We start from the raw sequence: 19,942 nt of genomic DNA, 5'->3' as shown, positions 1-19,942 counted from the left end.
TGCCTGAATGTCATCCAACAAAAATGCCCGTCGATGACGGGCATTTTTGTGTGCGAAAGCCGGGGTTTAGTGGCTATCGACCCAGACGAATTTGATCACGAACAGCAGGGCGACCACCAGTACGCAGGGGTTGATCTCGCGCCAGCGACCGGTGCCCGCCTTCATCACGCAGTAGGAGATGAAGCCCACGGCGATCCCCTCGGTGATGGAGAAGCTGAACGGCATCATCACCGCTGTCATGAAGGCCGGCACCGCCTCGGTCAAGTCTTCCCATTTGACTTTGGTCAGCTCGGAGCACATCAGCACCCCCACGTAGATGAGGGCGCCGGCGGCGGCATAGGCGGGCACCATGGCGGCGATGGGGGAGAAGAAGATCGCCAGCAGGAACAAGACGCCTACTACTATGGCGGTCAGGCCGGTGCGACCGCCGACGGCGACCCCTGAGCTGCTCTCGATATAGGCCGTGACCGAGGAGGTGCCCATGAAGGCGCCGCCCACTGAACTCACGCTGTCGACCATCAGCGCCTGCTTCATGCGTGGGAAGCGGCCCTTGTCATCGGCGAGCTTGGCCCGGCTGGTGACACCTATCAGGGTACCGGAGGAGTCAAACAGGTTGACCAGCATGAAGGAGAAGATGATCCCCGCGAGGCTGATGTCCAGCGAGCCCATCAGATCCAGCTGGCCGAACACCGGGGTGATGCTGGGCGGCATGGAGACGAAGCCCTTGAAGGTCACATCGCCAAACAGCCAGCCCAGGGTGGTGGTGACCACGATGGCGATCAGCACGGCGGAGTGGACGCCGCGGGCGGAGAAGATGCAGATCAGGAAGAAGCCGAGCAGCCCCAGCAGGCAGGGCAGGGAGGTGAGATTGCCCACCGTCACCATGGTGGCCGGGCTCGCCACTACTATGCCGGCGTTGTGCAGGCCGAGCAGGGCGATGAGCAGACCGATACCGGCGGTGATGCCGACTCGCAGGGTGAGCGGGATATTGGCGATGAGCCAGTAGCGCACCCGTAGCAGGGTGAGGATCAGCAAGCCCAGGGCGCCCCAGAAGATGGTGCCCATGCCGACCTGCCAGGAGTAACCCATGCCGGCGACGACCACGAAGGCGAAGAAGGCGTTGAGACCCATGGCGGGGGCCAGGGCGATGGGCAGGTTGGCCAGCAGACCCATCAGAATGCTGCCGATGCCGGCGATGAGGCAGGTGGTGACAAATACCGCCTGGGTGTCCATGCCCGCATTGGAGAGGATCTGCGGGTTGACGAACACGATATAGACCATGGTCAGGAAGGTGGTGATCCCGGCGATGACCTCGGTGCGGGCGGTGGTGCCATGGCCTTTCAGGGCGAACAGGCGTTCGAGCAATCCTTGCCCGGCAGCTTGGCTGGCGGCCTGATGGTCGGTTTGATGTGGTTGATTCATGTTGTATTCCAATGGGTGACGTGAAATAAGCAGCAGGCTCGCGGCCAGACCCATCCATGAGGGATCCTGACCGGCGTCGCTGGCTAATGAATAGCCGGACTCGTCCTGATACCGTGACAGCGCGCACATTTTCACACAGGCGTCGTCGTTTACAAACCCCGGATCTGCGAAGGGGATCAACGAATAGAGTAAAAATTCAAACGTTTGCCGTCAGTGCAGTGAAAATGGAGCTCGATAGAGACCATGAGACCCTCGGGTGAGGCTCAGAGGGTCTTGAAGTAGCGTTCGACCAGCAGTGCCAGCATGGCATCGCTGCGCTCCTGCAGGGTGGCAAGATCCAGCCCCATGCGACCCATCAGTTGAGCGGCTTGCTCCTCGCTCAATTTGCGATCCCCGAGGAAGAATGTCTGTTCGGGCAACTGCTTGTCATGGCGCGGTAGCAGCACCCAGTGCACCCGTTCGGGTTCGATGGCCGCAAAGATCCGGGTGGCGGCGGCGCAGAAGGTCTCTATGTGTGACTTGCCGTCGGGGCCGAGGCAGCCGGGTTCGAGCCGGATCTGGATAGTGAGTCTCTTCGCGGTGACAGTGGTCTGGGTCATCGGCTGGTATCGGTAGGGGAAGGCGGGGAGATTGTAAGTCAAAAGGCAGTAGAAAGGGGAGCCTTGGCTCCCCTTGTCACGATGCAATCACCCTGATGGGGCGATACGCTTGCCTATCTGGTTCGGTGCGGTTGTACCGCCTCGCGCCATCTTGTACTCGGCTCACTTACTTGGTGATGCGTTTGTACTTGGCTCTGTGCGGCTGAACCGACTCGGCGCCATAGGTCTTCTTTTTCCACTCTTCATATTCGGTGAAGTTACCCTCGAAGAAGGCGATGTTGCCCTCGTCCTGATAATCGAGAATATGCGTGGCGATGCGGTCAAGGAACCAGCGATCGTGGGAGATGACCATGGCGCAACCCGGGAACTCCAACAGGGCGTTCTCGAGGGCGCGCAGGGTTTCGATGTCCAGATCGTTGGTCGGTTCATCGAGCAGCAACACGTTGCCACCGGTTTGCAGCAGCTTGGCCAGGTGCAGACGGCCACGTTCACCCCCGGAGAGCTCGCCGACCCGCTTCTGCTGATCGGCACCCTTGAAGTTGAAGCGGCCAATATAGGCGCGACTCGGGAACTCATGGTTGCCAATGCGCAATATGTCCTGGCCGTCCGCCACTTCCTGGAACACCGTCTTCTTGTCATCCATGCTGTCACGGAACTGATCCACCGAGGCCAGCACCACGGTATCCCCCAGGCTGATGGTGCCGGAATCCGGTTGCTCCTGGCCTGACATCATGCGGAACAGGGTCGATTTACCGGCACCGTTCGGGCCTATGATGCCGACGATGGCCCCCTTCGGAATGGCGAAGGAGAGATCGTCGATCAGCACGCGGTCCCCATAGGACTTGCGCAGGTTGCTCACTTCCAGCACCTTGTCGCCGAGGCGGGGTCCGGGGGGAATGAACAGCTCGTTGGTCTCGTTGCGCTTCTGGTAGTCGTTGTTGTTGAGCTCTTCGAAGCGCGCCATCCGGGCCTTGGACTTGGCCTGACGACCCTTGGGGTTTTGACGAACCCACTCCAACTCTTTCTCGATGGACTTGCGACGAGCAGCCTCGGAGCTGGCTTCCTGGGCCAGGCGGGCATCTTTTTGCTCCAGCCAGGAGGAGTAGTTGCCCTCCCACGGAATGCCTTCGCCGCGGTCCAGCTCCAGGATCCAGCCAGCCACGTTGTCGAGGAAGTAGCGGTCGTGGGTGATGGCGACCACAGTGCCCTCGTAGTCGTGCAGGAAGCGCTCCAGCCAGGCTACGGACTCGGCATCCAGGTGGTTGGTCGGTTCATCCAGCAGCAGCATGTCCGGCTTTTCCAGCAGCAGGCGGCACAGGGCCACCCGGCGACGCTCACCACCGGAGAGGTGCTGGATCTTGGCATCCCAGGCGGGCAGACGCAGGGCATCGGCCGCGCGCTCCAGCTGATTTTCCATGTTGTGGCCACCCTGAGACTCGATGATGGCCTCCAGCTCACCCTGTTCGCGGGCCAGCTTGTCAAAGTCGGCATCCGGGTCGGCATAGGCCGCATAGACCTCGTCCAGACGGGCCATGGCGCGCTTTACTTCGCCAATGGCCTCTTCGACCGCTTCGCGCACTGTCTGCTCCGGATCCAGCTTGGGCTCCTGGGGCAGGTAGCCAATCTTGATGCCGGGCTGCGGACGGGCTTCCCCTTCGATCTCGGTGTCTATCCCCGCCATGATGCGCAGCAGGGTGGATTTACCGGCGCCATTCAGACCCAATACGCCGATCTTGGCGCCTGGGAAGAAGGAGAGGGAGATGTTCTTGAGAATATGACGCTTGGGCGGTACGACTTTACCCACCCTGTTCATGGTGTAAATAAATTGAGCCATTGGCTAATTCTCTTTCCTTTTCATCAGGTTAACTTTATTTCGTCAACAGGCTGATGTCGTGGTGGGGCCAACTGGCGACAGGGGCCAGCCGGTTCCGAATAACGGTGCGATTGTAAACCAATGGCCGACGGGGGGAAAGTCGATGCCGGTGTGGAAATGGCGCACGAGAGGGGCATTCAATGGGGGATAAGAGGTTGAGTGTCACACAAGGTTCTGCGTGGGCTCAGTGGTGGGACTATGGCTTGCTGGTTCGGCTCCTGGCCTGGTGTGGGGTGGGCTCTTTGCCCGCGAAGTAGAGCACCTTGCGCACATATTGCTGGGTCTCGGCATAGGGGGGAATGCCGCCGTATTGATCCACGGATTTTTCCCCGGCGTTATAGGCCGCCGATATCCGCACCCAGTCGCCGTCGAAGCGGCGATGCAGCCACTTGAGATAGGCCATGGCACCGCGGATGTTCTGCTCGGGATCGAAGGGGTGAGTGACACCGAAGCGAGCCTGGGTGGCGGGGATGAGCTGCATCACGCCCTGGGCATTTTTGGGGGAGATGGCGCCGGGTTCGAGATTGGACTCGGCGATGGCGATGGCCAGTACCAGACGCGGGTCTATATCGTGGCGATCGGCGGCCTGACGCAACATATTCACCAGTTTTCGCTTTTCGGGGGATTGACGCGCCACATAGGCGTCGAGGTTGAAGGGGGTAGTGGGAATGGCAAAATAACCGCCGCCCCCCGCGATGCCCGCGCCGCAGTTGTCCCCCATGGGCACATTGCCAACCCGGCTGTTGTAGTAGCGGGCGGCTTGCTGGTTGCCAAGGCGCATAGCCATGGAGAGATAGCCGTTGGCCAACTTGGGGTTGCGGGGGGCGAGCAGGCGACCAATACGATAATAGCCTTCGGGGTTGCCGGTGCTGGCGGCGACACAATAGTGCCGTATCGCCTGGCTGATGTTGCCCCTATTTTGAGCCGCCTGCCCCTGCTGGAGGGCATTGATGGCGCGAGGTGCCTGACGAAATGGTTCCTTGGTGGCGGCCTCTGCTATCCCGGTGCTGAGTAACAGCAGGGTCAATAGCATAAACAGCTGCTTCTCTAGCCCATTCACCATGACATCTCTCCATTCAACGTCCAAAAGCTATAGGGGAAATGCGGGGGAAGTGCCAGCCAGAGGGTGGACTCTGTGGTTATGGTATGGCGAGCTTCAAGAACGAAATGGTCTGGAACTTATCGCCGGACGCCCTGACGCCGAGGTAAACCACAAGGATACGAATGAATTGATGCATGAGGTAATGCCAAACATGGCGCTAATAACTACTTTGTTATTAGATTCTGTGTGGCTGCCTCTGGACGAGGAGCAATGATGGCTAAGGATTGCCTATGACCTCTGATGATATCGATTTGGTACAACGGGCCTGGAGCCGTATTTCCCTGTTCAGCAATGATTTTGTCAGGGAGATCTACCAGGAGTTGTTTATCCTGGACCCGGGCCTTGTCCCCATGTTCACCATGACGAATGAGCAGCTTGTCAGCAAGGTCTCCCAGACCCTCAACACTGTGCTGACCAGCCTGGAGCAGCTCGATGCGTTGCGTTATATCATTCGCCACCTGGGACAGCAACACAGGCGCTATGGCGTCACTTCCGAACACTTCGATTTGGTCAAGCTGGCCATGACCAATGTCATGGCCAAGCGATTGGGCGAGCACTTTACCCCGGCGCTCGCTCTGGCCTGGTCCAGCGCCTATGACGAGATAGCCGCCATCATGATTGAAGGGCTGCAAGCCGAACAGCCCTGCAAGGAAGGGACTGGCATGGATATCTCTTGATCACTCCGGGGTTGGTGGGCCGCTTTATATTGGTGCAACCCCTGTCAAGGTGAGGTGACAGATACCAAGTTGGTGCATGCTGGTTGGCTATTGTGATCCTGTTCACAAAAAATAGACTGGTGCGAATCAAGAAGGCCCTGAAGAGAGGGCCCGCACTCGCCTGGCTCAGCAAGGCGCACTCCTTCGCAAACGGATACAACTTATGGACAAGACCCCCCACACCAGTGCACATCCCCTCTATGAGGATGTGCTGGCCTTGCTGATCGCATCTGGCTTCGTTTCTCTTGGCATCTTTCTGTTTCATCAGGTAGGTCTGCTCACCGGCGGCACTGCTGGCCTGGCGTTGCTGCTGCAACAGGTGACAGGGCTGAGCTTTGGTCTGCTGTTCTTTGGCATCAACCTGCCTTTTTATGCCCTGGCCTGGCTGAGGATGGGGCCCCGTTTTACCCTCAATACCTTTGTCTCTGTGGCGGCGGTCTCCTTCATGACGGATCATCTCAATGGCGTGTTGCAGATAGGAAAGATTGAGCCCGCCTACGCGGCCCTGATTGGCGGCACCCTGATAGGCATGGGATTGCTCATCATGTTTCGCCATAAATCGAGTCTGGGGGGCTTCAATATCCTGGCGTTGTTTATCCAGGACAGGTTCGGCATCCGCGCTGGCAAGCTGCAAATGGGGCTTGATTGCGCCATCGTCGTCACCTCCTTCTTCGTGGTATCCCTCTGGCTGCTGACCCTTTCCGTGGCGGCGGCCATCATCTGTAACCTGATGTTGACACTCAACCACAAGCCGGGCCGTTATCAGATAGCCTGAATCCAGTACAGCCATCCCATTGAAAAGAGCGCCACAGAGGCGCTCTTTTCGTTGTTGTTATCTGGTTTAGCTGACGATGGGCAGCCCGCTCTGGGGGTGAAGCATGACCTCGGCGGGATAGTCATAGAGAGAGTGGATAAGGGTCGGCGTCAGCACCTCGGCGGGAGGGCCGTCGGCCATCAGCTTGCCATCGGCCAACATCAGCAGGCGATCGGCGTAACGGGCGGCGAGATTGAGATCGTGCAACACCACCAGTACCGCGGTATCACGGGCCGCCAAGGCGCGTGCCAGGGTGAGCAGCTGATGCTGGTATTTCAGATCCAGTGCCGAGGTGGGCTCATCGAGCAGCAACAGCCGAGGGGAGCTCGGTGCATTGGGCGCTTGCCAGATCTGGGCCAGTACCCGGGCGAACTGCACTCGCTGGCGCTCACCCCCCGATAGCCCAGGGTAGAGGCGATTGGCCAGATGCTCGACCCCGCAATGGGCCATGGCGGCACTGACAATCTCGCGCTGGCGTGCCGCAGGTTCGCTGTGGGGCAGGCGGCCCATGGTGACCACCTCTTCGCACAGAAACGGAAAGTTCAGGGAAGAGCTTTGGGGCAGCACACCCAGTCGATGGGCCAGGATACTGGCCTGCCACTGCTCACGGGGCTGGCCGAATAGCCGTATCTCACCACCATAATCGAGCTCTCCGGTGAGGCACTTGAGCAGGCTGCTCTTGCCCGCGCCATTGGGGCCGAGCAGGGCGGTGAGGGTGCCGCCACTCAGGGTCAGGTTCAGGTCACGGAGTATCGGTTTGCCACCGCGGTGCAGGTTGAGGGCGTGGCAACTGAGCAGCGGCTCGGCCGGATTGTGTTGGGGGGGGATGGACATGGGGCGCCTAGAGTGTGCGACGGCCGCGCAGCAGCAGCCAGATGAAGAAGGGGGCGCCGAGCAGGGCGGTGATGATGCCGACCGGCAACTCGGCTGGCGCCAGCAGGGTGCGAGCCAGCATGTCTGCCCCCAGCAGCAGGGCCGCACCGACCAGTGCCGAGAGGGGCAGCAGGCGAACATGGTTGGGTCCACACAGCAGCCGCACCAGATGCGGCACCACCAGGCCGACAAAACCTATCATGCCGGCGATCGCCACGGCGACACCGACACCGGCGGCGGTGAGCAGGATCAGTCGCCGCTTCAGGGACTGCACATTGACCCCCAGATGACGGGCCTCGGACTCCCCCAGCAGCAGGGCGTTGAGGGGGCCGGCATCGCGGCTAAATAACAGCAGGAGTATGGCCAGGGTCGCGAGGGAAAGCAGCATGTCAGCGGGCTTCCCAGCCGCAAGCGTGCCCATCTGCCACAGGCTGAGGTCGCGCAGCATCTGATCGTCTGCCAGATAACTGAGCAGCCCCATCACGGCGCCCGATAACGCCGTGATGGCCACCCCGGCCAGCAACATGACGGTGACGGAAGTCCCCCCCTGGCGACTGCCGAGCAGATAGACCAGGGTGGTGGTGATGGCTCCGCCGAGAAAGGCGAGCAGAGGCAGCAAGCCGATGCCGAGCTTGGCTTGCAGTTGTTGCTCCAGGGGGGCCAGCAGCACTATGGCCAGGGCGGCGCCCAAGGCAGCGCCTCCTGAAACCCCTATGATGCCGGGATCGGCGAGGGGGTTGCGAAACAGCCCCTGCATCACGGCGCCGCACAGGCCCAGTATGCCGCCCACGGCCAGGCAGAGCAGGGTTCGGGGCAGACGGATCTCTTGTACTACCAGCAATTTGTGAGGTGCAAGCTGGCTGGTCTCACTGGCCAACAGCGCCTGCAAGCTCTCGCTGAACGAGAGAGGCAGCGGCCCTGTGGCCAGGGAGCCGAGCAGGAGCCCGCTCAGCAGCAGACCGAGTCCAAGCAGCAACCAGGGGAGGGGCAGCCGCATCATGAGCCCTGTTTGATCCAGCCGGCGGCCTTGCTGGCCTGTGCCAAGGTCGTCAGGCTGAGCCCCCCCTGCAGAGCATGCCCATCGATGGCATGAATGGCGAGGCGCTTGCCTGCCGGGGTGGCGCTCAGGGAAGAGACTTGCTGCAACACTGTGTGGGGATCCTGATATTGTTGCCAGTCACGCCCACTGACCAGTACCAGGTCGGGCTGCATCTCAATCAATGACTCGGCCGAGACGGGCTTGTAACCGCGCAGGGTAGCGACCGGATTGACGCCTCCGGCGAGGGTGATCAGGGCACTGGCCGTGGTATCGCCACCGGCAATGCTGGTGGGCTGCCCCTTGTGCAGCAGCAGGAAGACCACGTTGAGCGGCTTGTTCTGTTTCGCTTCGGTGGCGAGGCTGGCGGCCTCCTGATTGACGCGCGCGTTCAATGCATCACCGGCTTGCGGCATGCCGAGCAGCGTGGCGAGGGTCGTGATGCGTTGATTCAGGTTGGCCAGGGTAGGTGCGGTGGCTTGCACTTCCACTTTGACGCCTGCACGGCCGAGCTGTTCCAGGGTGGCCTTGGGCCCCATCTCATCACTGCCGACCACCAGGGTGGGGGAGAGGCTCAACATCCCCTCCGCGGCCAGGGCCCTGTGATAACCCACCCTGGGTAACCCCTTGGGATCCTGGCTGCTGATATCGGTCGCGACGAGCTGTTTTTCGCCGCCGAGTGCCAGGATAAGTTCAGTGGTGGCGGGGCCTACGCTGATGATGCGTTCTGCCGCCATGATGGAGGCGGACAGGGGAATGCAACTCAGCCAGAGGGCGAGGGCAAGGCGTGGGGCCATGCTAATCTCCAGAAGATAGATAGGGGGTGAACGGGGTTGGTAGCCAACAACTCAAATATGAACACAAATGCAAACAATTATCAATTGTGCTTTTTGCCCCGTTTTATTAGAGTGCCACCACGATTTGCAGAGGGGATGTGAGTCCCGAGGGAGAAAACAGATGAGCATTGCACTGCGCATTCATGAACTGCTGGAACAGGATCCCGGCGCTCACCCATCGAGCATAGCGAGCCAGTTGGCGGTCAGTGAATGGGAAGTGGTTCGCCATTTGCCGAGGGAGCTGGTCACCCTGTTGGCAGGGGATCAAGCCGAAGGCTTGTTGGCGGATCTGGCCGATTGGGGACAAGTGACCACGATTGTGGAATCAGAGGGGTCCATCTTCGAAGTGAAGGCGCCTTTCCCCAAGGGCAAGAATGCCCGGGGTTATTACAACCTGATGGGACGAGATGGCGAGATGCACGGTCACCTCAAGCTCGACAACGTCCTGCACGTGGCTCTGGTCAGCAAGCTGTTCATGGGCAAGGAGGGTCACTCCTTCCAGTTCTTTGGCCACAGGGGCCGCTGCATTTTCAAGGTCTATCTGGGCCGGGATGAGAAGCGTCAGCTGCTTCCCGCCCAAGTCGAGCGTTTCATGGCCCTGCGCCATCAGCATCAAGAGGAAGTAAAAGCATGAGTGAACGTCAGGAGCGCCTGCAAAATCGGTTGCAGCCGGAAATCCGCGAGTTTCGTGATGCATGTCGCACCCTGCAGCTCGCGACCGTGGATGGCGAAGGGCGGCCCAATGCCAGCTATGCCCCCTTTGTGCTGCAATCCGATGGCTATTATGTGCTTATCTCCGAGATAGCCCGTCACGCCCGCAACTTGCAGCAGGTGCCTCAGGTCTCGCTGATGCTGATCGAAGATGAAGGCGGTGCCCGTGAGTTGTTTGCGCGCAAGCGCCTCACCTTCGATGCCAGCGCCGAAGTGGTGGCACGGGATGATGGCCGCTGGCAGGCCGCGGTGACCGCCTTGCAGGATCGTTTCGGCGAGATCATTGCCGGTCTGTCCAGGCTGGAGGACTTCAAGCTGTTCTGCCTCAAGCCCCAGCAAGGTCTGTTCGTGAAAGGATTTGGCCAGGCCTTCCAGGTCTCGAGTGATGAGCTGGTGGAGGTGGTGCATCTGGTGGAAGGCCACAAGCGCGTCGATACAGGTGAAGTGATCACCCGCACCGACAAGGTGCTTTAAGCGCCCCTTCGACATAAAAACGGACAGCCTTGGCTGTCCGTTTTTATGTCGGGTACTTCAACGCTCATCAACCTTGCCAGTCAACCCGGTTGGGGAAGGCCTGGCGATCACCCTCATTGGCCGTCTCATTGCATTCGCCCCTGATCCGCCAGGAGGTCTGACTCAGCACGATGAAACCCTGATGGCAGTAACCCCGCTCTTCCAGCGTTTGCTGGAGCTGGGCATCCTGCAGGGCGGTGCGCCGTTCGAGCAGGCTCTGTTGGCGTTGCAACTTGCTACCGTCGTCATCTTGCAGCCGGGTGGGCAATGTCTCCAGCGGCGCGGCCTCGAACAGGAAGCGTTTGCTGCCCTCCTCATTGATATGAGTGCTGAACAGAGGAGGCGGCTGATCCGATGGCTGAGTGAAGCCACAGGCAACCAGGCCTGGCAGCATGACGATGAGCAAAGCGGTATGGGGGCGCACGGGAAATTTCATTCAAATAATCTGTTCTGTGGGTTGAACCAGGACGAGACGCTCTCCCGGCAGAGCCAGGTTCTCCCACATCCAGTTATGGTGTTTGATGATGAGGTTTGCATTCAGGTGAGCCCTGTCTGCCGTGGTATGTGCATCCTGTGCCACTGTGACGTCGAAGCCGTGGGAGGCGGCGCTGCGCACTGTGGTATCGACACAGAAGTCGGTCGCGCAGCCACACAGGATCAATCTGTCCACGCTCTGCTCCGCCAGCAGGAAGCCGAGTTCAGTATCGAGAAAACTGTCACATGCCGTCTTGCGTACCCGGCTGTCTGTGGGTCTTGGGGAGAGGGCCGCATGGATTTGCCAGGCCGGACTACCTGGTTCGAGTTCGCCACCTGGTTCGTCATGTTGCACATAGATGACTCTGCCACCGCCCTGACGCACACCGTCGGTCAGGCGATTGATATTGGAGAACACCTGGGTGTCCTCATGGCGCGGAACATCAAACAGCCCTTGTTGCACATCGATAACCAGTAACACGTCCATATGCACTCCTCAAAGAGGTTGGGGGAGTCCCCCATCTCGGCTGTGTGGTGGAGCATCAGGGAGCCTGATGCTCGTCATCTTGCGCTGATCACCCCTCGGGCCCTGGTCAGGGCTGTAACCACTGGTTGCAGTCCCGCTGCCGGGATTGATGCAGTGCGCCCATATCTTGCTTCATTTCCCCCTCGCTTTGCCAGCGTTTGGGTAAAGCTTCGATGCTGACCCCCACCTCGGCACGGCGCCCTGCAACCTGATCGGTGCCGCTCTGGGGCACCACCAGGGCAACCTTGAGTGCCGGATTGCGACTGGCAATGCGGCTGGCAAGGCCCAATCCACCCTCTACATGGAAATTGCCGGCGATGTGCATGATGCGTCTGCCCGGATGGGATCTGAGGTAGTCCACCATGGTTTCGGCCATGGTGTCATCCCAGCCCGTCTGGGCGGCAAAGCGGCGGTCATTGCTATCCGCATCCCCATGATGCATGGAGGCCATGAATGTCTGGCGGTAAGGATCATCGCCCAGGGTCAGCTCCCGGGCCAGCTGGCTGCGGCGGGTGGCAGGCAGCTTGTCCAGCCAGGCGGGGCCTTCCTGGCCGATGCAGCTGATCAGGGGTTTGGGGGCATTGGCGGCCAGCACAGTGAGTCGCTGGGATTTGGCAAACTCAACCAGCGGGCGGTAATCACTCACATAGTTGGGCCAGGCATCGCTATCGCGGATCAGTTTGGCCTCCCCAATCTGGCCAGCCAGGTAGGCGTCCAGAACGGGTTGGGAGCCGCGACTGAACTGCTCCATGGAGAGCACCAGGGCCCGGCCATCGTCTTGGGAATGCAGTTGCAAGGCTGCCAGTAATTCGGCTTCCAGCAGATGCAGCGCCGGATGGGTGTGCAGCTCCCCGACCAGCACTATGTCGGCATCCTCCACCTTATCCACGGCCTGGGCGAGGGAGATGGCCGAGCCTGCTTCATCGGTCAGTCGATAATCATACAGGGTCGCGGCCGTCTGGGGACGGGGGCTGATGGTGTGATGGGTACAGGCGCTGAGTAGCAGGGATAGGGTGCCAAGGGCAATGGGTCGAAACATGATTTCTCGCGTTCAGAGGTTGGGTGATGGGGCTTCGCCAAGTTGGCGGGCGCGGTCACAATCGAGTAAAGGGTCGCTAGTGTCAACCCCAATCAAATAAAAATGATAACGATTATCATTGATCTTTATTTGTGGCTGGCTAAGATGCTAATGTTGATAATAATTCTCAATCAAGGACATGCAGTGGCTTATACTAACCCCCCCTCTTTGATCGCAATTGCGGTCATGACAGCACTCACTTCCCCGCTTCACGCCGCACAGAACCAGACTTCCAAGCCCAACGCCGACGAGGTCGTCGTGGTCAGTGCCTCGCGCATGCCCCAGAAACTGGAAGATGTCGCCAGTTCGGTCAGCGTCATCACCGCCACCGACATAGAAGAACAGATGGTCACCAATGCGGCTGACTTGTTCCGCTATGAGCCGGGTGTCAAGGTGGTTGGCGGCGTGGGCAGTGCCCAGACCTTCATCATACGTGGTATGGGTGAAAACCGGGTCAAGGTCGTGGTGGACGGCGTGCGTCAGAATGATGCCTACAGCAAGGGGGGCGTTGGTCAGAGCTACTTTGATACCGACATGATCAAGCAGGTGGAGGTTGCCAAGGGCCCGGCATCTGCCGCTTATGGCTCCGATGCCCTGGGGGGCGTCATCGCCATCACCACCAAGGATGCCAGTGATTTCCTCACTGACAAGGATCACTACCTGGATGCGACCAGTGGCTATGTGTCCGACAGCCATCAGCGGATGTTGGGCTTTACCGGCGCACTGCGCAGCGGTGATGTCGAGAGCCTGCTGCGTTACACCTGGCGCGACAGCGGTGTGACTCAGAATTACGATTCCACCAAGACAGATTTCGATATCGGCACCAATGCCGTGCTGCTCAAGAGTCAATGGAATATCAACGAGGATCAATTCCTCAAGCTGACCGTCGACTACCTCAGCGAGAATCAAGATCCAGACTCGATCGATCTCTCCAAGACTGCCAGCGTCTTCAATCAGCCCATCACCGACAAAGAGACGGACAACCTCTCGGTGGTGCTGGATCACGGCATCGCCTTAGGGGCCAACTGGGTTGATCGCATCGACAGCAAGCTCTACTACGCCCGCACCAAGCAGACCCTGGATCAGTACGCCTCCTCCAAGTATCCGGTCAATCCGCGCAACCCCTATGTGACCAAGAACTCGCTCGATCACAATGGCTTCGAGCAGGAGAGCCTGGGTGCCCAGGTGCAATTCAGCAAGGCCCTCGCTAGCCAGCGTCTGGCCTGGGGAGTGGAGTATGAACACACGGATAACGAGCGGACGCGCATCAAGAACCCGACCGTGCCCGGTGATTTCGACTCCTACAGCGAGTTGAGCTTCCCCTCGACCACCAGTCAGCGTGCCGCACTCTGGGCATTCGACGAGATCAAATTTGGCGAGCGCTGGGTGCTGACCCCGGGGGCCCGCTATGAGTATTACCATATGAAGCCGGATAGTGATCCCGCCTACACGGGGGATGATCTCAAGACCATTTCCGAGGGCGAGTTCTCCCCGAAACTGGGCCTGGTGTACAAGGCGCATGAGCTGGCCAATCTGTTCACCCAATATAGCCATGGCTTCAAGGCGCCCATGTATGACAGTGCCTTCTCGACCCTTAACCACCAGGCTTACGGCTATCGTATCGAGCCTAACCCCAATCTGAAATCCGAGAGCAGTGACGGTATCGATGCCGGGGTGCGTGGCAGCCAGGGTGGGTTCAGCTATGAAGTGACCGCCTTCTACAACAAGTTCGAAGACTTTATCGAGCTGCAATCCATCGGCACCTCGGGCCGGACCGCTCTCTACCAGTACCAGAACCTGGATGAGGCCACCACCAAGGGGGTCGAAGCCAAGGCCGACTACTGGCTCAACGACCTGGTCAATGTCTGGGGCAACCTGGCGTATATCGAAGGTGAGGATGGCGAAGGCAACTACATCAACAGTCTGAGTCCGCTCAACGGCTCAGTGGGGGTTCGCCTCGAACAACCGAACTGGAACATCAACACTGCCCTGCGCTTTGCCGATGACATGAACAAGGTCAGCCAGGACTCCCGCGGCAATGACAATATCCAGAGTGCAGGCTGGGGCGTGGTGGATCTCTATGCCCAGTTCAAGCCGTTGACCGACTTGCAACTCAACGTCGGCGTCTTCAACCTGTTCGACAAAGAGTATGTCAGCTACGAACGGGTGGCGGGCCAGGCTGCCGGCACAGATACCCAGTACATGACGGAGCCGGGCCGCAACCTGAGCGCCAGGGTCAAGTACGTATTCTGATCGTCAAAGATAGGCATGTGGAAAGAGGAGCTGCGGCTCCTCTTTTTTATGGGCGCTCGCCGCCGGATCCCCGGTCAGCGGGTTTTGCTGAAGCGCGGTTCTGGTCGCCGCCCTCGACGCATGCCCCAAAAAAGAAACCCGCCAGGGGCGGGTAGAAGGATTGCAACACTAACCAGGAGAGGTGTGTGTCTCAATAGACAGCGGGGTTTCGCCAATAGTTCAACTTTATTGATATTTTTCATGATTATCCGGGCGGGGTCGCTCGGGATCCTGCCCGGGAAATGGGTTATCATCTGCGTCCCGATCCGGCCCTGTGAGGTCCTATGCCTGCTTTCTCCTGGTTAGCCCTGTTTTTTGGTGCCTTTTATTTCGTCTACGGCGCCTATTTGCCGTTCTGGTCGCTCTGGCTGGAAGGGATCGGGGTCAGCGCCGAGGCGATCGGCATGCTGTTGGGGGCTGGCATGGCGATCCGTTTTGCGGGCAACCTGATGGTGATGGGGCGCATCAAGGGGGCGGCCCAGCTGCTGCCGGTCACCCGACTGCTCTGCCTGCTCTCCCTGCTCGCCTTCCTCGGTTTCTATGTCAGTCATCAGCTCTGGTGGCTGGTGGCATTGACCTTGGTGGCCAATTTTATCTATCCAACCCTGATGCCCATGGGAGAGGCGCTGGCCACCCGCATGGTGCTGCAGACCCAGCTCGATTATGGCAAGGTGCGACTGTGCGGCTCGGCCGCCTTCATTCTGGCCTCTACCCTGGTCGGGGTCCTCATCACCGATTGGGGTAGCCAGTGGGTGCTGCACATCATGGTGCTGGGATTGGGGATCATGTTGCTGCTCAGCTGGTTGCCGCTCAGACCAGCCCCTCAGGATGTGCAGGGGGAGCGAGCCCACGCCTCCCTGCGTGATACCCTCAAGAGCGTCCCCGTGCGCCGCTTCTTGCTGGTGACGGCCTTGTTGCAAGGCAGCCATGCCGCTTATTACGGCTTTAGCGCCATCCACTGGAAGGCGGCGGGCTACAGTGGCTCCACCATTGGTTACTTATGGGCCCTGGGCGTGGTGGCCGAGATTGCCATGTTTGCCGCGGACAAGCGCTATTTCAGCCGCTTTGGCGCCCAGCGCCTGTTCCTGATTGGCGCCATCGGCTGTCTGCTGCGCTGGAGTCTGCTCGGGGCCAGCACAGAGTTTGGCGTCCTGCTGTTTGCCCAGTTGCTGCACGGGGTGAGCTTCTGCATCAGTCACCTGGGCGCGGTGCGCTTCATGACCAAGGATCTGGCGCCGGAACAGCTGATCCCTACCCAGGCGCTCTACGCCGCCCTCTCCCTCGGGATCACTGTGGCGACCCTGATGACGTTATCTGGCCTGCTGTTTGAACCGCTGGGCGGTGGCATCTTCTTCATCATGGCCCTGGTGGTGCTACCTGTTTTCGTATTGCGGCTGAAACCGGGCCGCTCGCAACGGGCCTGAATTCGATTCATCTCCATGAGGGCGGCATAGGTTGCTCCCTGATGAAACCCTATTTATGACAAGGAGTTAGCAATGCACCAAGGATGGTTGCTCATCGGTTTGTCCCTCGCCTATCTGGGGCTGCTGTTTCTGATAGCCTTCGTGGCGGACAAAAACAAGCGCCGCCGCCTCAAGGGCCAACCCCTGCTCTACAGCCTGTCGCTGGCGGTTTATTGCACCTCCTGGACCTTCTTTGGCACCGTCGGTCAGGCGAGTGAGTCCCCCTGGTCGCCCTTGCCCATCTACCTCGGCCCCATGCTGGTGTTCCTGTTTGGCTGGCGGCTGCTGGCCCGACTCATCCTGGTGGCCAAGCGTGAGCACATCACCTCCATCGCCGACTTTATCGCCGCCCGCTACGGCAAGTCCCAGCGCCTCGCCATGCTGATCAGTCTGGTGGCCATCATAGGCGTGCTGCCTTATCTGGTATTGCAGCTCAAGGCCATAGTGACCGGGCTGGATCTGCTGATGGCGGGGGATACCCTGGTCGGCAGCTCAGGCAACACCGGTCAGCTGGCCCTGGGGGTCACCCTGCTGCTGGCCCTGTTCAGCATTCTGTTTGGCACCCGCAACCTGGATGCGACCGAACACCACAGGGGCATGGTGGTGGCCATCGCCTTCGAGTCTGTGGTCAAGCTGCTGGCCTTCATGGTGGTGGGGGGCTTTGCGCTCTGGCTCATCCTGGGACAATCCAACGAGAGCCGGGACCTGGTTACCCAGGCGTTCTTTGCCTCTGTGGTCGATGTCAGCCCGGGCAACCTGCTAGAACTCGCCATCTATACCCTGCTGACCATGTGTGCGGTGATCTGCCTGCCGCGCCAGTTCCATGTGACTGTGGTGGAGAACAATCAGGGCCAGGATCTGCACTGGGCTCGCTGGCTTTTCCCCGCGTATCTGTTCCTGATGGGGCTCTTCATCTGGCCCCTGGCGTTGGCGGGCAAGCAGTGGGTCGGCGCCGAGATGGCCTCTGATACCTATGTGATCAGCCTGCCCATGGCGCTGGGCAATCAGGGGATGGCCATGCTGGCCTTCCTTGGCGGTACCTCGGCCGCCACTGGTATGGTCATCGTCTCCACCATCGCCCTGGCCATCATGGTCAGCAACGATCTGGTATTGCCGGTGCTGCTGCGCCGCTTCTGGCAGCAGGGGCGGGATGAACGGCTGGTGCATCTGCTGCTGCAGGTACGGCGTGGCGCCATCTTGCTGATCCTGCTGGCGGCCTGGGCGCTCTATCTGTGGCTCGGCGATCTCACCAGCCTGTCGCGCATCGGTTACCTCTCATTTGGCGCCGTGGCCCAGTTTGCCCCGGCGCTGTTGCTCGGCCTCTATTGGCGCCATGGCAACCGCAAGGGGGTCTATCTCGGTCTGGGTCTTGGGATCAGCCTCTGGTTCATCACTCTGCTGGCCGAGAGCGGCTTGCTGGCGGGCTCGCCGCTGGAGGCCATGCTGGCCCCCCCCGACTGGCCCGCATTTCGTGAATTGAGCCTGGGGGCCTGGTGCCTCTTTCTCAGCCTGGTGCTCAACCTGCTCGGCTACGTGGCGGGCTCCCTGCTGACCCGGGCTGCGGTGAGCGAGCGGTTGCAGGCGGCGAACTTCGTCGGCCAGCCCAGCCGGGATACCGCGGCCCTTTATCAGGCCAAGGTGAGCGTCAAGGAGCTGGAGATGCTGGCGGCCCGCTTCGTCGGCCCGAGCCGGGTCAAGCGATCCTTCGGTCGCTTCGCCGGTGAATCCGGTGGCACCCTGGCGCCGCACATGCAGGCCAGCGCAGCGCTGATTGCGCACACGGAGCGGCTGCTGGCCGGGGTGTTTGGCACCTCGTCGGCGCGGCTGGTGCTCGCCTCTGCCCTGCAGGGTCGCAATATGCAGCTCGAGGAGATAGCCACCATAGTGGACGAGGCCTCGGACGTGCTGCGCTTCAACCGTGGTCTGTTGCAGGGGGCGATCGAACACATAGGGCTGGGTATTTCGGTGGTGGACAGGGAGCTGCGGCTGGTCGCCTGGAACCAGCGTTACATCGAGCTGTTCCAGTATCCGGCGGGGCTTATCCAGGTGGGGCGCCCCATCGAGGAGATTATCCGCCATAACGCCGTCAAGGGGTTGTGCGGCCAGGGAGAGGTTGAGGCCCATGTGGCACGGCGGGTCGGATTCATGAAGCGCGGCAGTGCCCATCTCTCTTCCCGGGAGCGCCCGGATGGCCGGGTCATCGAGCTGCAAGGCAACCCCATGCCCGGTGGCGGCTTCGTCATGACCTTCGCCGACATCACCCCCTTTCGCGATGCCGAGCGCGTGCTGCGTGAGGCCAATGAACATCTGGAGGCGCGGGTTGCCGAGCGTACCCGCGAGCTCTCGGCCCTCAACAGCCAGCTGCGCACCGTCAACGAGCAGGTGGAGCGGGCCAACCACTCCAAGAGCCGCTTCCTGGCGGCGGTGAGCCATGATCTGACCCAGCCGCTCAATGCCGCCAAGCTGTTTACCTCCTCCTTGATAGAGACCTTGCCCGATGAGGGGGAGCCCGCCCGGCTCGCCCGTCATATCGATGATGCCCTGGGGGCAACCGAGGATCTCATCACCGACTTGCTCGATATCTCCCGGTTGGAGGCGGGCAAGTTCAAGGCCAGGAAACTCGACTTTGCCCTGGCGGATGTCTTTGACAACCTCAAGGCCGAGTTTGGGGTGCTGGCCCAGGCAGGAGAGATAGAGTTTGCCGTGGTCGATACCAGGCTGGCGGTACACAGCGACGTGCGCTTGTTGCGGCGTGTGCTGCAAAACTTCCTCACCAATGCGTTTCGTTACAACCCCGGTGGCCGGGTATTGCTCGGTTGTCGCCGTCAGGGCCAGCGGTTGCGGATCGAGGTGTGGGACACCGGACCCGGCATCCCCCAGGACAAGCAGGAGGCCATCTTCGAAGAGTTCCAGCGTCTGGATCACTCCCGCACCACCCGCGAGCAGGGATTGGGGCTGGGCTTGGCCATCGCGCGCGGTATCTCGCAGGTGTTGGGGCACCAACTGACGCTGCGCAGTTGGCCAGGGGCAGGCTCGGTGTTTGCCATCAGCCTCAATCTGGCCAGCCGTCCTCTGGTGGAGCGGGCTCTCCAGAGCCCAGAGCCGCGGCGGGATAGCCAGCTGGCAGGGGTGCGGGTGCTCTGTCTCGATAATGAACCCGAGATACTGGTGGCCATGGCCTCGCTGCTGGGGCGTTGGGGTTGTGAGGTGCAGTGCGTTCAGGACCTGGCTCAGGCCCTGACGCTGGTGGAGAGCTTCAAACCGGACCTGGTGCTGTCCGATTACCATCTGGACGATGGCAAGACGGGGTTGCAGGCGCTGCATATGCTGCGGCTCGCCCTGGGGACCGGGGTGGGGGGGATCATCATCAGTGCGGATCGAAAAGGCGAACTGCAGGCCCAGATCCGCGAGCATGGTTATGGCTACATCAGCAAACCGGTCAAGCCCCTCAAGCTCAGGGCGCTGATGAACAGCATGAGCGGTGTCTGCAAACTTGATGATGATCACGAATTAACACATTAGTCATCAGCTTGCGGGTAAACAACTTGGCAGAGGTTCTCTGCAAAAAGGGCCATTTATGTCAATGAATGGCCCTTTTTTGTGCTATTTGGCTC

General features: G+C 60.3%; 17 protein-coding genes. 7 read left to right on the top strand and 10 right to left on the bottom strand.

The features are described from left to right. Window positions 1-66: 66 nt before the first annotated feature. From M2366_RS04550 to M2366_RS04535, 4 genes are all read right to left on the bottom strand, one after another. Window positions 67-1,422, bottom strand: a complete 1,356-nt coding sequence (locus M2366_RS04550; protein ID WP_259269063.1) for an NCS2 family permease — start codon at window positions 1,420-1,422, stop codon at window positions 67-69. A gap of 263 nt (window positions 1,423-1,685) precedes the next feature. Next, a complete protein-coding gene (locus tag M2366_RS04545; protein ID WP_224432250.1) occupies window positions 1,686-2,021 on the bottom strand; it encodes a hypothetical protein in 336 nt (111 codons plus the stop codon). A 166-nt stretch (window positions 2,022-2,187) separates the two neighbouring features. Beyond that, entirely contained in the window at window positions 2,188-3,855 is a 1,668-nt protein-coding gene (gene ettA / locus M2366_RS04540) for an energy-dependent translational throttle protein EttA (RefSeq protein ID WP_042040177.1), read from the bottom strand. A 235-nt stretch (window positions 3,856-4,090) separates the two neighbouring features. Then, window positions 4,091-4,957 (bottom strand): lytic transglycosylase domain-containing protein, encoded by an 867-nt coding sequence (locus M2366_RS04535; RefSeq protein ID WP_259269062.1) that lies wholly within the window; start codon window positions 4,955-4,957, stop codon window positions 4,091-4,093. 269 nt (window positions 4,958-5,226) lie between these two features. Between M2366_RS04535 and M2366_RS04530 the strand changes: the two genes are divergently transcribed. Beyond that, window positions 5,227-5,673, top strand: a complete 447-nt coding sequence (locus M2366_RS04530) for a globin domain-containing protein (protein ID WP_259269061.1) — start codon at window positions 5,227-5,229, stop codon at window positions 5,671-5,673. A gap of 202 nt (window positions 5,674-5,875) precedes the next feature. After that, window positions 5,876-6,487, top strand: coding sequence for a YitT family protein (locus M2366_RS04525; protein WP_259269060.1), 612 nt, complete (start codon window positions 5,876-5,878; stop codon window positions 6,485-6,487). Between the two features lie 66 nt (window positions 6,488-6,553). Here the strand turns inward: M2366_RS04525 and M2366_RS04520 are convergent, their stop codons facing one another. The 3 genes from M2366_RS04520 to M2366_RS04510 are packed head-to-tail and all read right to left on the bottom strand — an operon-like array spanning window position 6,554 to window position 9,232. Further along, window positions 6,554-7,360, bottom strand: a complete 807-nt coding sequence (locus M2366_RS04520; protein ID WP_224432254.1) for a heme ABC transporter ATP-binding protein — start codon at window positions 7,358-7,360, stop codon at window positions 6,554-6,556. Between the two features lie 7 nt (window positions 7,361-7,367). Continuing rightward, complete coding sequence (locus M2366_RS04515; RefSeq protein WP_042040185.1) at window positions 7,368-8,399, bottom strand: iron ABC transporter permease; 1,032 nt, start codon at window positions 8,397-8,399, stop codon at window positions 7,368-7,370. Next, on the bottom strand, window positions 8,396-9,232 hold the full coding sequence (locus tag M2366_RS04510) for a hemin ABC transporter substrate-binding protein (RefSeq protein WP_259269059.1): 837 nt from the start codon (window positions 9,230-9,232) through the stop codon (window positions 8,396-8,398). Before M2366_RS04510 ends, M2366_RS04515 begins: the two co-directional genes overlap by 4 nt. 160 nt (window positions 9,233-9,392) lie before the next feature. On the opposite strand from M2366_RS04510, the gene hutX reads away from it, so the two are divergent. After that, a complete protein-coding gene (gene hutX, locus M2366_RS04505; protein WP_042040188.1) occupies window positions 9,393-9,905 on the top strand; it encodes a heme utilization cystosolic carrier protein HutX in 513 nt (170 codons plus the stop codon). Beyond that, entirely contained in the window at window positions 9,902-10,456 is a 555-nt protein-coding gene (gene hutZ, locus M2366_RS04500; RefSeq protein ID WP_259269058.1) for a heme utilization protein HutZ, read from the top strand. The genes hutX and hutZ overlap by 4 nt, the downstream gene beginning before the upstream one ends. Window positions 10,457-10,523: 67 nt before the next feature. On the opposite strand, the gene M2366_RS04495 is transcribed toward hutZ, so the two are convergent. The 3 genes from M2366_RS04495 to M2366_RS04485 form a co-directional block, all read right to left on the bottom strand. Beyond that, on the bottom strand, window positions 10,524-10,931 hold the full coding sequence (locus M2366_RS04495) for a hypothetical protein (RefSeq protein ID WP_157013871.1): 408 nt from the start codon (window positions 10,929-10,931) through the stop codon (window positions 10,524-10,526). Then, a complete protein-coding gene (locus M2366_RS04490; protein ID WP_042040190.1) occupies window positions 10,932-11,456 on the bottom strand; it encodes a cysteine hydrolase family protein in 525 nt (174 codons plus the stop codon). Between the two features lie 106 nt (window positions 11,457-11,562). Beyond that, the gene (locus M2366_RS04485) at window positions 11,563-12,534 is read right to left on the bottom strand and encodes a ChaN family lipoprotein (RefSeq protein ID WP_259269057.1); all 972 of its coding nucleotides are present in this window, start codon (window positions 12,532-12,534) and stop codon (window positions 11,563-11,565) included. A 144-nt stretch (window positions 12,535-12,678) separates the two neighbouring features. Here M2366_RS04485 and M2366_RS04480 point away from each other — a divergent pair, with 144 nt between their 5' ends. The 3 genes from M2366_RS04480 (at window position 12,679) to M2366_RS04470 (ending at window position 19,850) form a co-directional block, all read left to right on the top strand. Beyond that, window positions 12,679-14,826: a TonB-dependent hemoglobin/transferrin/lactoferrin family receptor gene (locus M2366_RS04480; protein ID WP_404972779.1), complete on the top strand. Its 2,148-nt coding sequence runs from the start codon at window positions 12,679-12,681 to the stop codon at window positions 14,824-14,826. Between the two features lie 323 nt (window positions 14,827-15,149). Then, window positions 15,150-16,289, top strand: coding sequence for a 3-phenylpropionate MFS transporter (locus M2366_RS04475; RefSeq protein ID WP_259269055.1), 1,140 nt, complete (start codon window positions 15,150-15,152; stop codon window positions 16,287-16,289). A 72-nt stretch (window positions 16,290-16,361) separates the two neighbouring features. Next, on the top strand, window positions 16,362-19,850 hold the full coding sequence (locus M2366_RS04470; RefSeq protein ID WP_259236545.1) for a PAS domain-containing hybrid sensor histidine kinase/response regulator: 3,489 nt from the start codon (window positions 16,362-16,364) through the stop codon (window positions 19,848-19,850). Window positions 19,851-19,942: the final 92 nt, after the last annotated feature.

It is taken from the genome of Aeromonas sp. BIGb0405 (genome assembly GCF_024807335.1).
GTDB classification, from domain to species: Bacteria; Pseudomonadota; Gammaproteobacteria; order Enterobacterales; family Aeromonadaceae; genus Aeromonas; species Aeromonas rivuli.
Note: the sequence above shows the minus strand (reverse complement) of the source record. Positions and strands in the feature narration are given on the sequence as shown.

What these genes read in the sequence shown, in the direction of transcription:
- M2366_RS04550 (WP_259269063.1), bottom strand. Translation starts at nt 1,422, where the DNA reads ATGAATCAACCACATCAAACCGACCATCAGGCCGCCAGCCAAGCTGCC.
- M2366_RS04545 (WP_224432250.1), bottom strand. Translation starts at nt 2,021, where the DNA reads ATGACCCAGACCACTGTCACCGCGAAGAGACTCACTATCCAGATCCGG.
- ettA (WP_042040177.1), bottom strand. Translation starts at nt 3,855, where the DNA reads ATGGCTCAATTTATTTACACCATGAACAGGGTGGGTAAAGTCGTACCG.
- M2366_RS04535 (WP_259269062.1), bottom strand. Translation starts at nt 4,957, where the DNA reads ATGGTGAATGGGCTAGAGAAGCAGCTGTTTATGCTATTGACCCTGCTG.
- M2366_RS04530 (WP_259269061.1), top strand. Translation starts at nt 5,227, where the DNA reads ATGACCTCTGATGATATCGATTTGGTACAACGGGCCTGGAGCCGTATT.
- M2366_RS04525 (WP_259269060.1), top strand. Translation starts at nt 5,876, where the DNA reads ATGGACAAGACCCCCCACACCAGTGCACATCCCCTCTATGAGGATGTG.
- M2366_RS04520 (WP_224432254.1), bottom strand. Translation starts at nt 7,360, where the DNA reads ATGTCCATCCCCCCCCAACACAATCCGGCCGAGCCGCTGCTCAGTTGC.
- M2366_RS04515 (WP_042040185.1), bottom strand. Translation starts at nt 8,399, where the DNA reads ATGATGCGGCTGCCCCTCCCCTGGTTGCTGCTTGGACTCGGTCTGCTG.
- M2366_RS04510 (WP_259269059.1), bottom strand. Translation starts at nt 9,232, where the DNA reads ATGGCCCCACGCCTTGCCCTCGCCCTCTGGCTGAGTTGCATTCCCCTG.
- hutX (WP_042040188.1), top strand. Translation starts at nt 9,393, where the DNA reads ATGAGCATTGCACTGCGCATTCATGAACTGCTGGAACAGGATCCCGGC.
- hutZ (WP_259269058.1), top strand. Translation starts at nt 9,902, where the DNA reads ATGAGTGAACGTCAGGAGCGCCTGCAAAATCGGTTGCAGCCGGAAATC.
- M2366_RS04495 (WP_157013871.1), bottom strand. Translation starts at nt 10,931, where the DNA reads ATGAAATTTCCCGTGCGCCCCCATACCGCTTTGCTCATCGTCATGCTG.
- M2366_RS04490 (WP_042040190.1), bottom strand. Translation starts at nt 11,456, where the DNA reads ATGGACGTGTTACTGGTTATCGATGTGCAACAAGGGCTGTTTGATGTT.
- M2366_RS04485 (WP_259269057.1), bottom strand. Translation starts at nt 12,534, where the DNA reads ATGTTTCGACCCATTGCCCTTGGCACCCTATCCCTGCTACTCAGCGCC.
- M2366_RS04480 (WP_404972779.1), top strand. Translation starts at nt 12,679, where the DNA reads ATGCTAATGTTGATAATAATTCTCAATCAAGGACATGCAGTGGCTTAT.
- M2366_RS04475 (WP_259269055.1), top strand. Translation starts at nt 15,150, where the DNA reads ATGCCTGCTTTCTCCTGGTTAGCCCTGTTTTTTGGTGCCTTTTATTTC.
- M2366_RS04470 (WP_259236545.1), top strand. Translation starts at nt 16,362, where the DNA reads ATGCACCAAGGATGGTTGCTCATCGGTTTGTCCCTCGCCTATCTGGGG.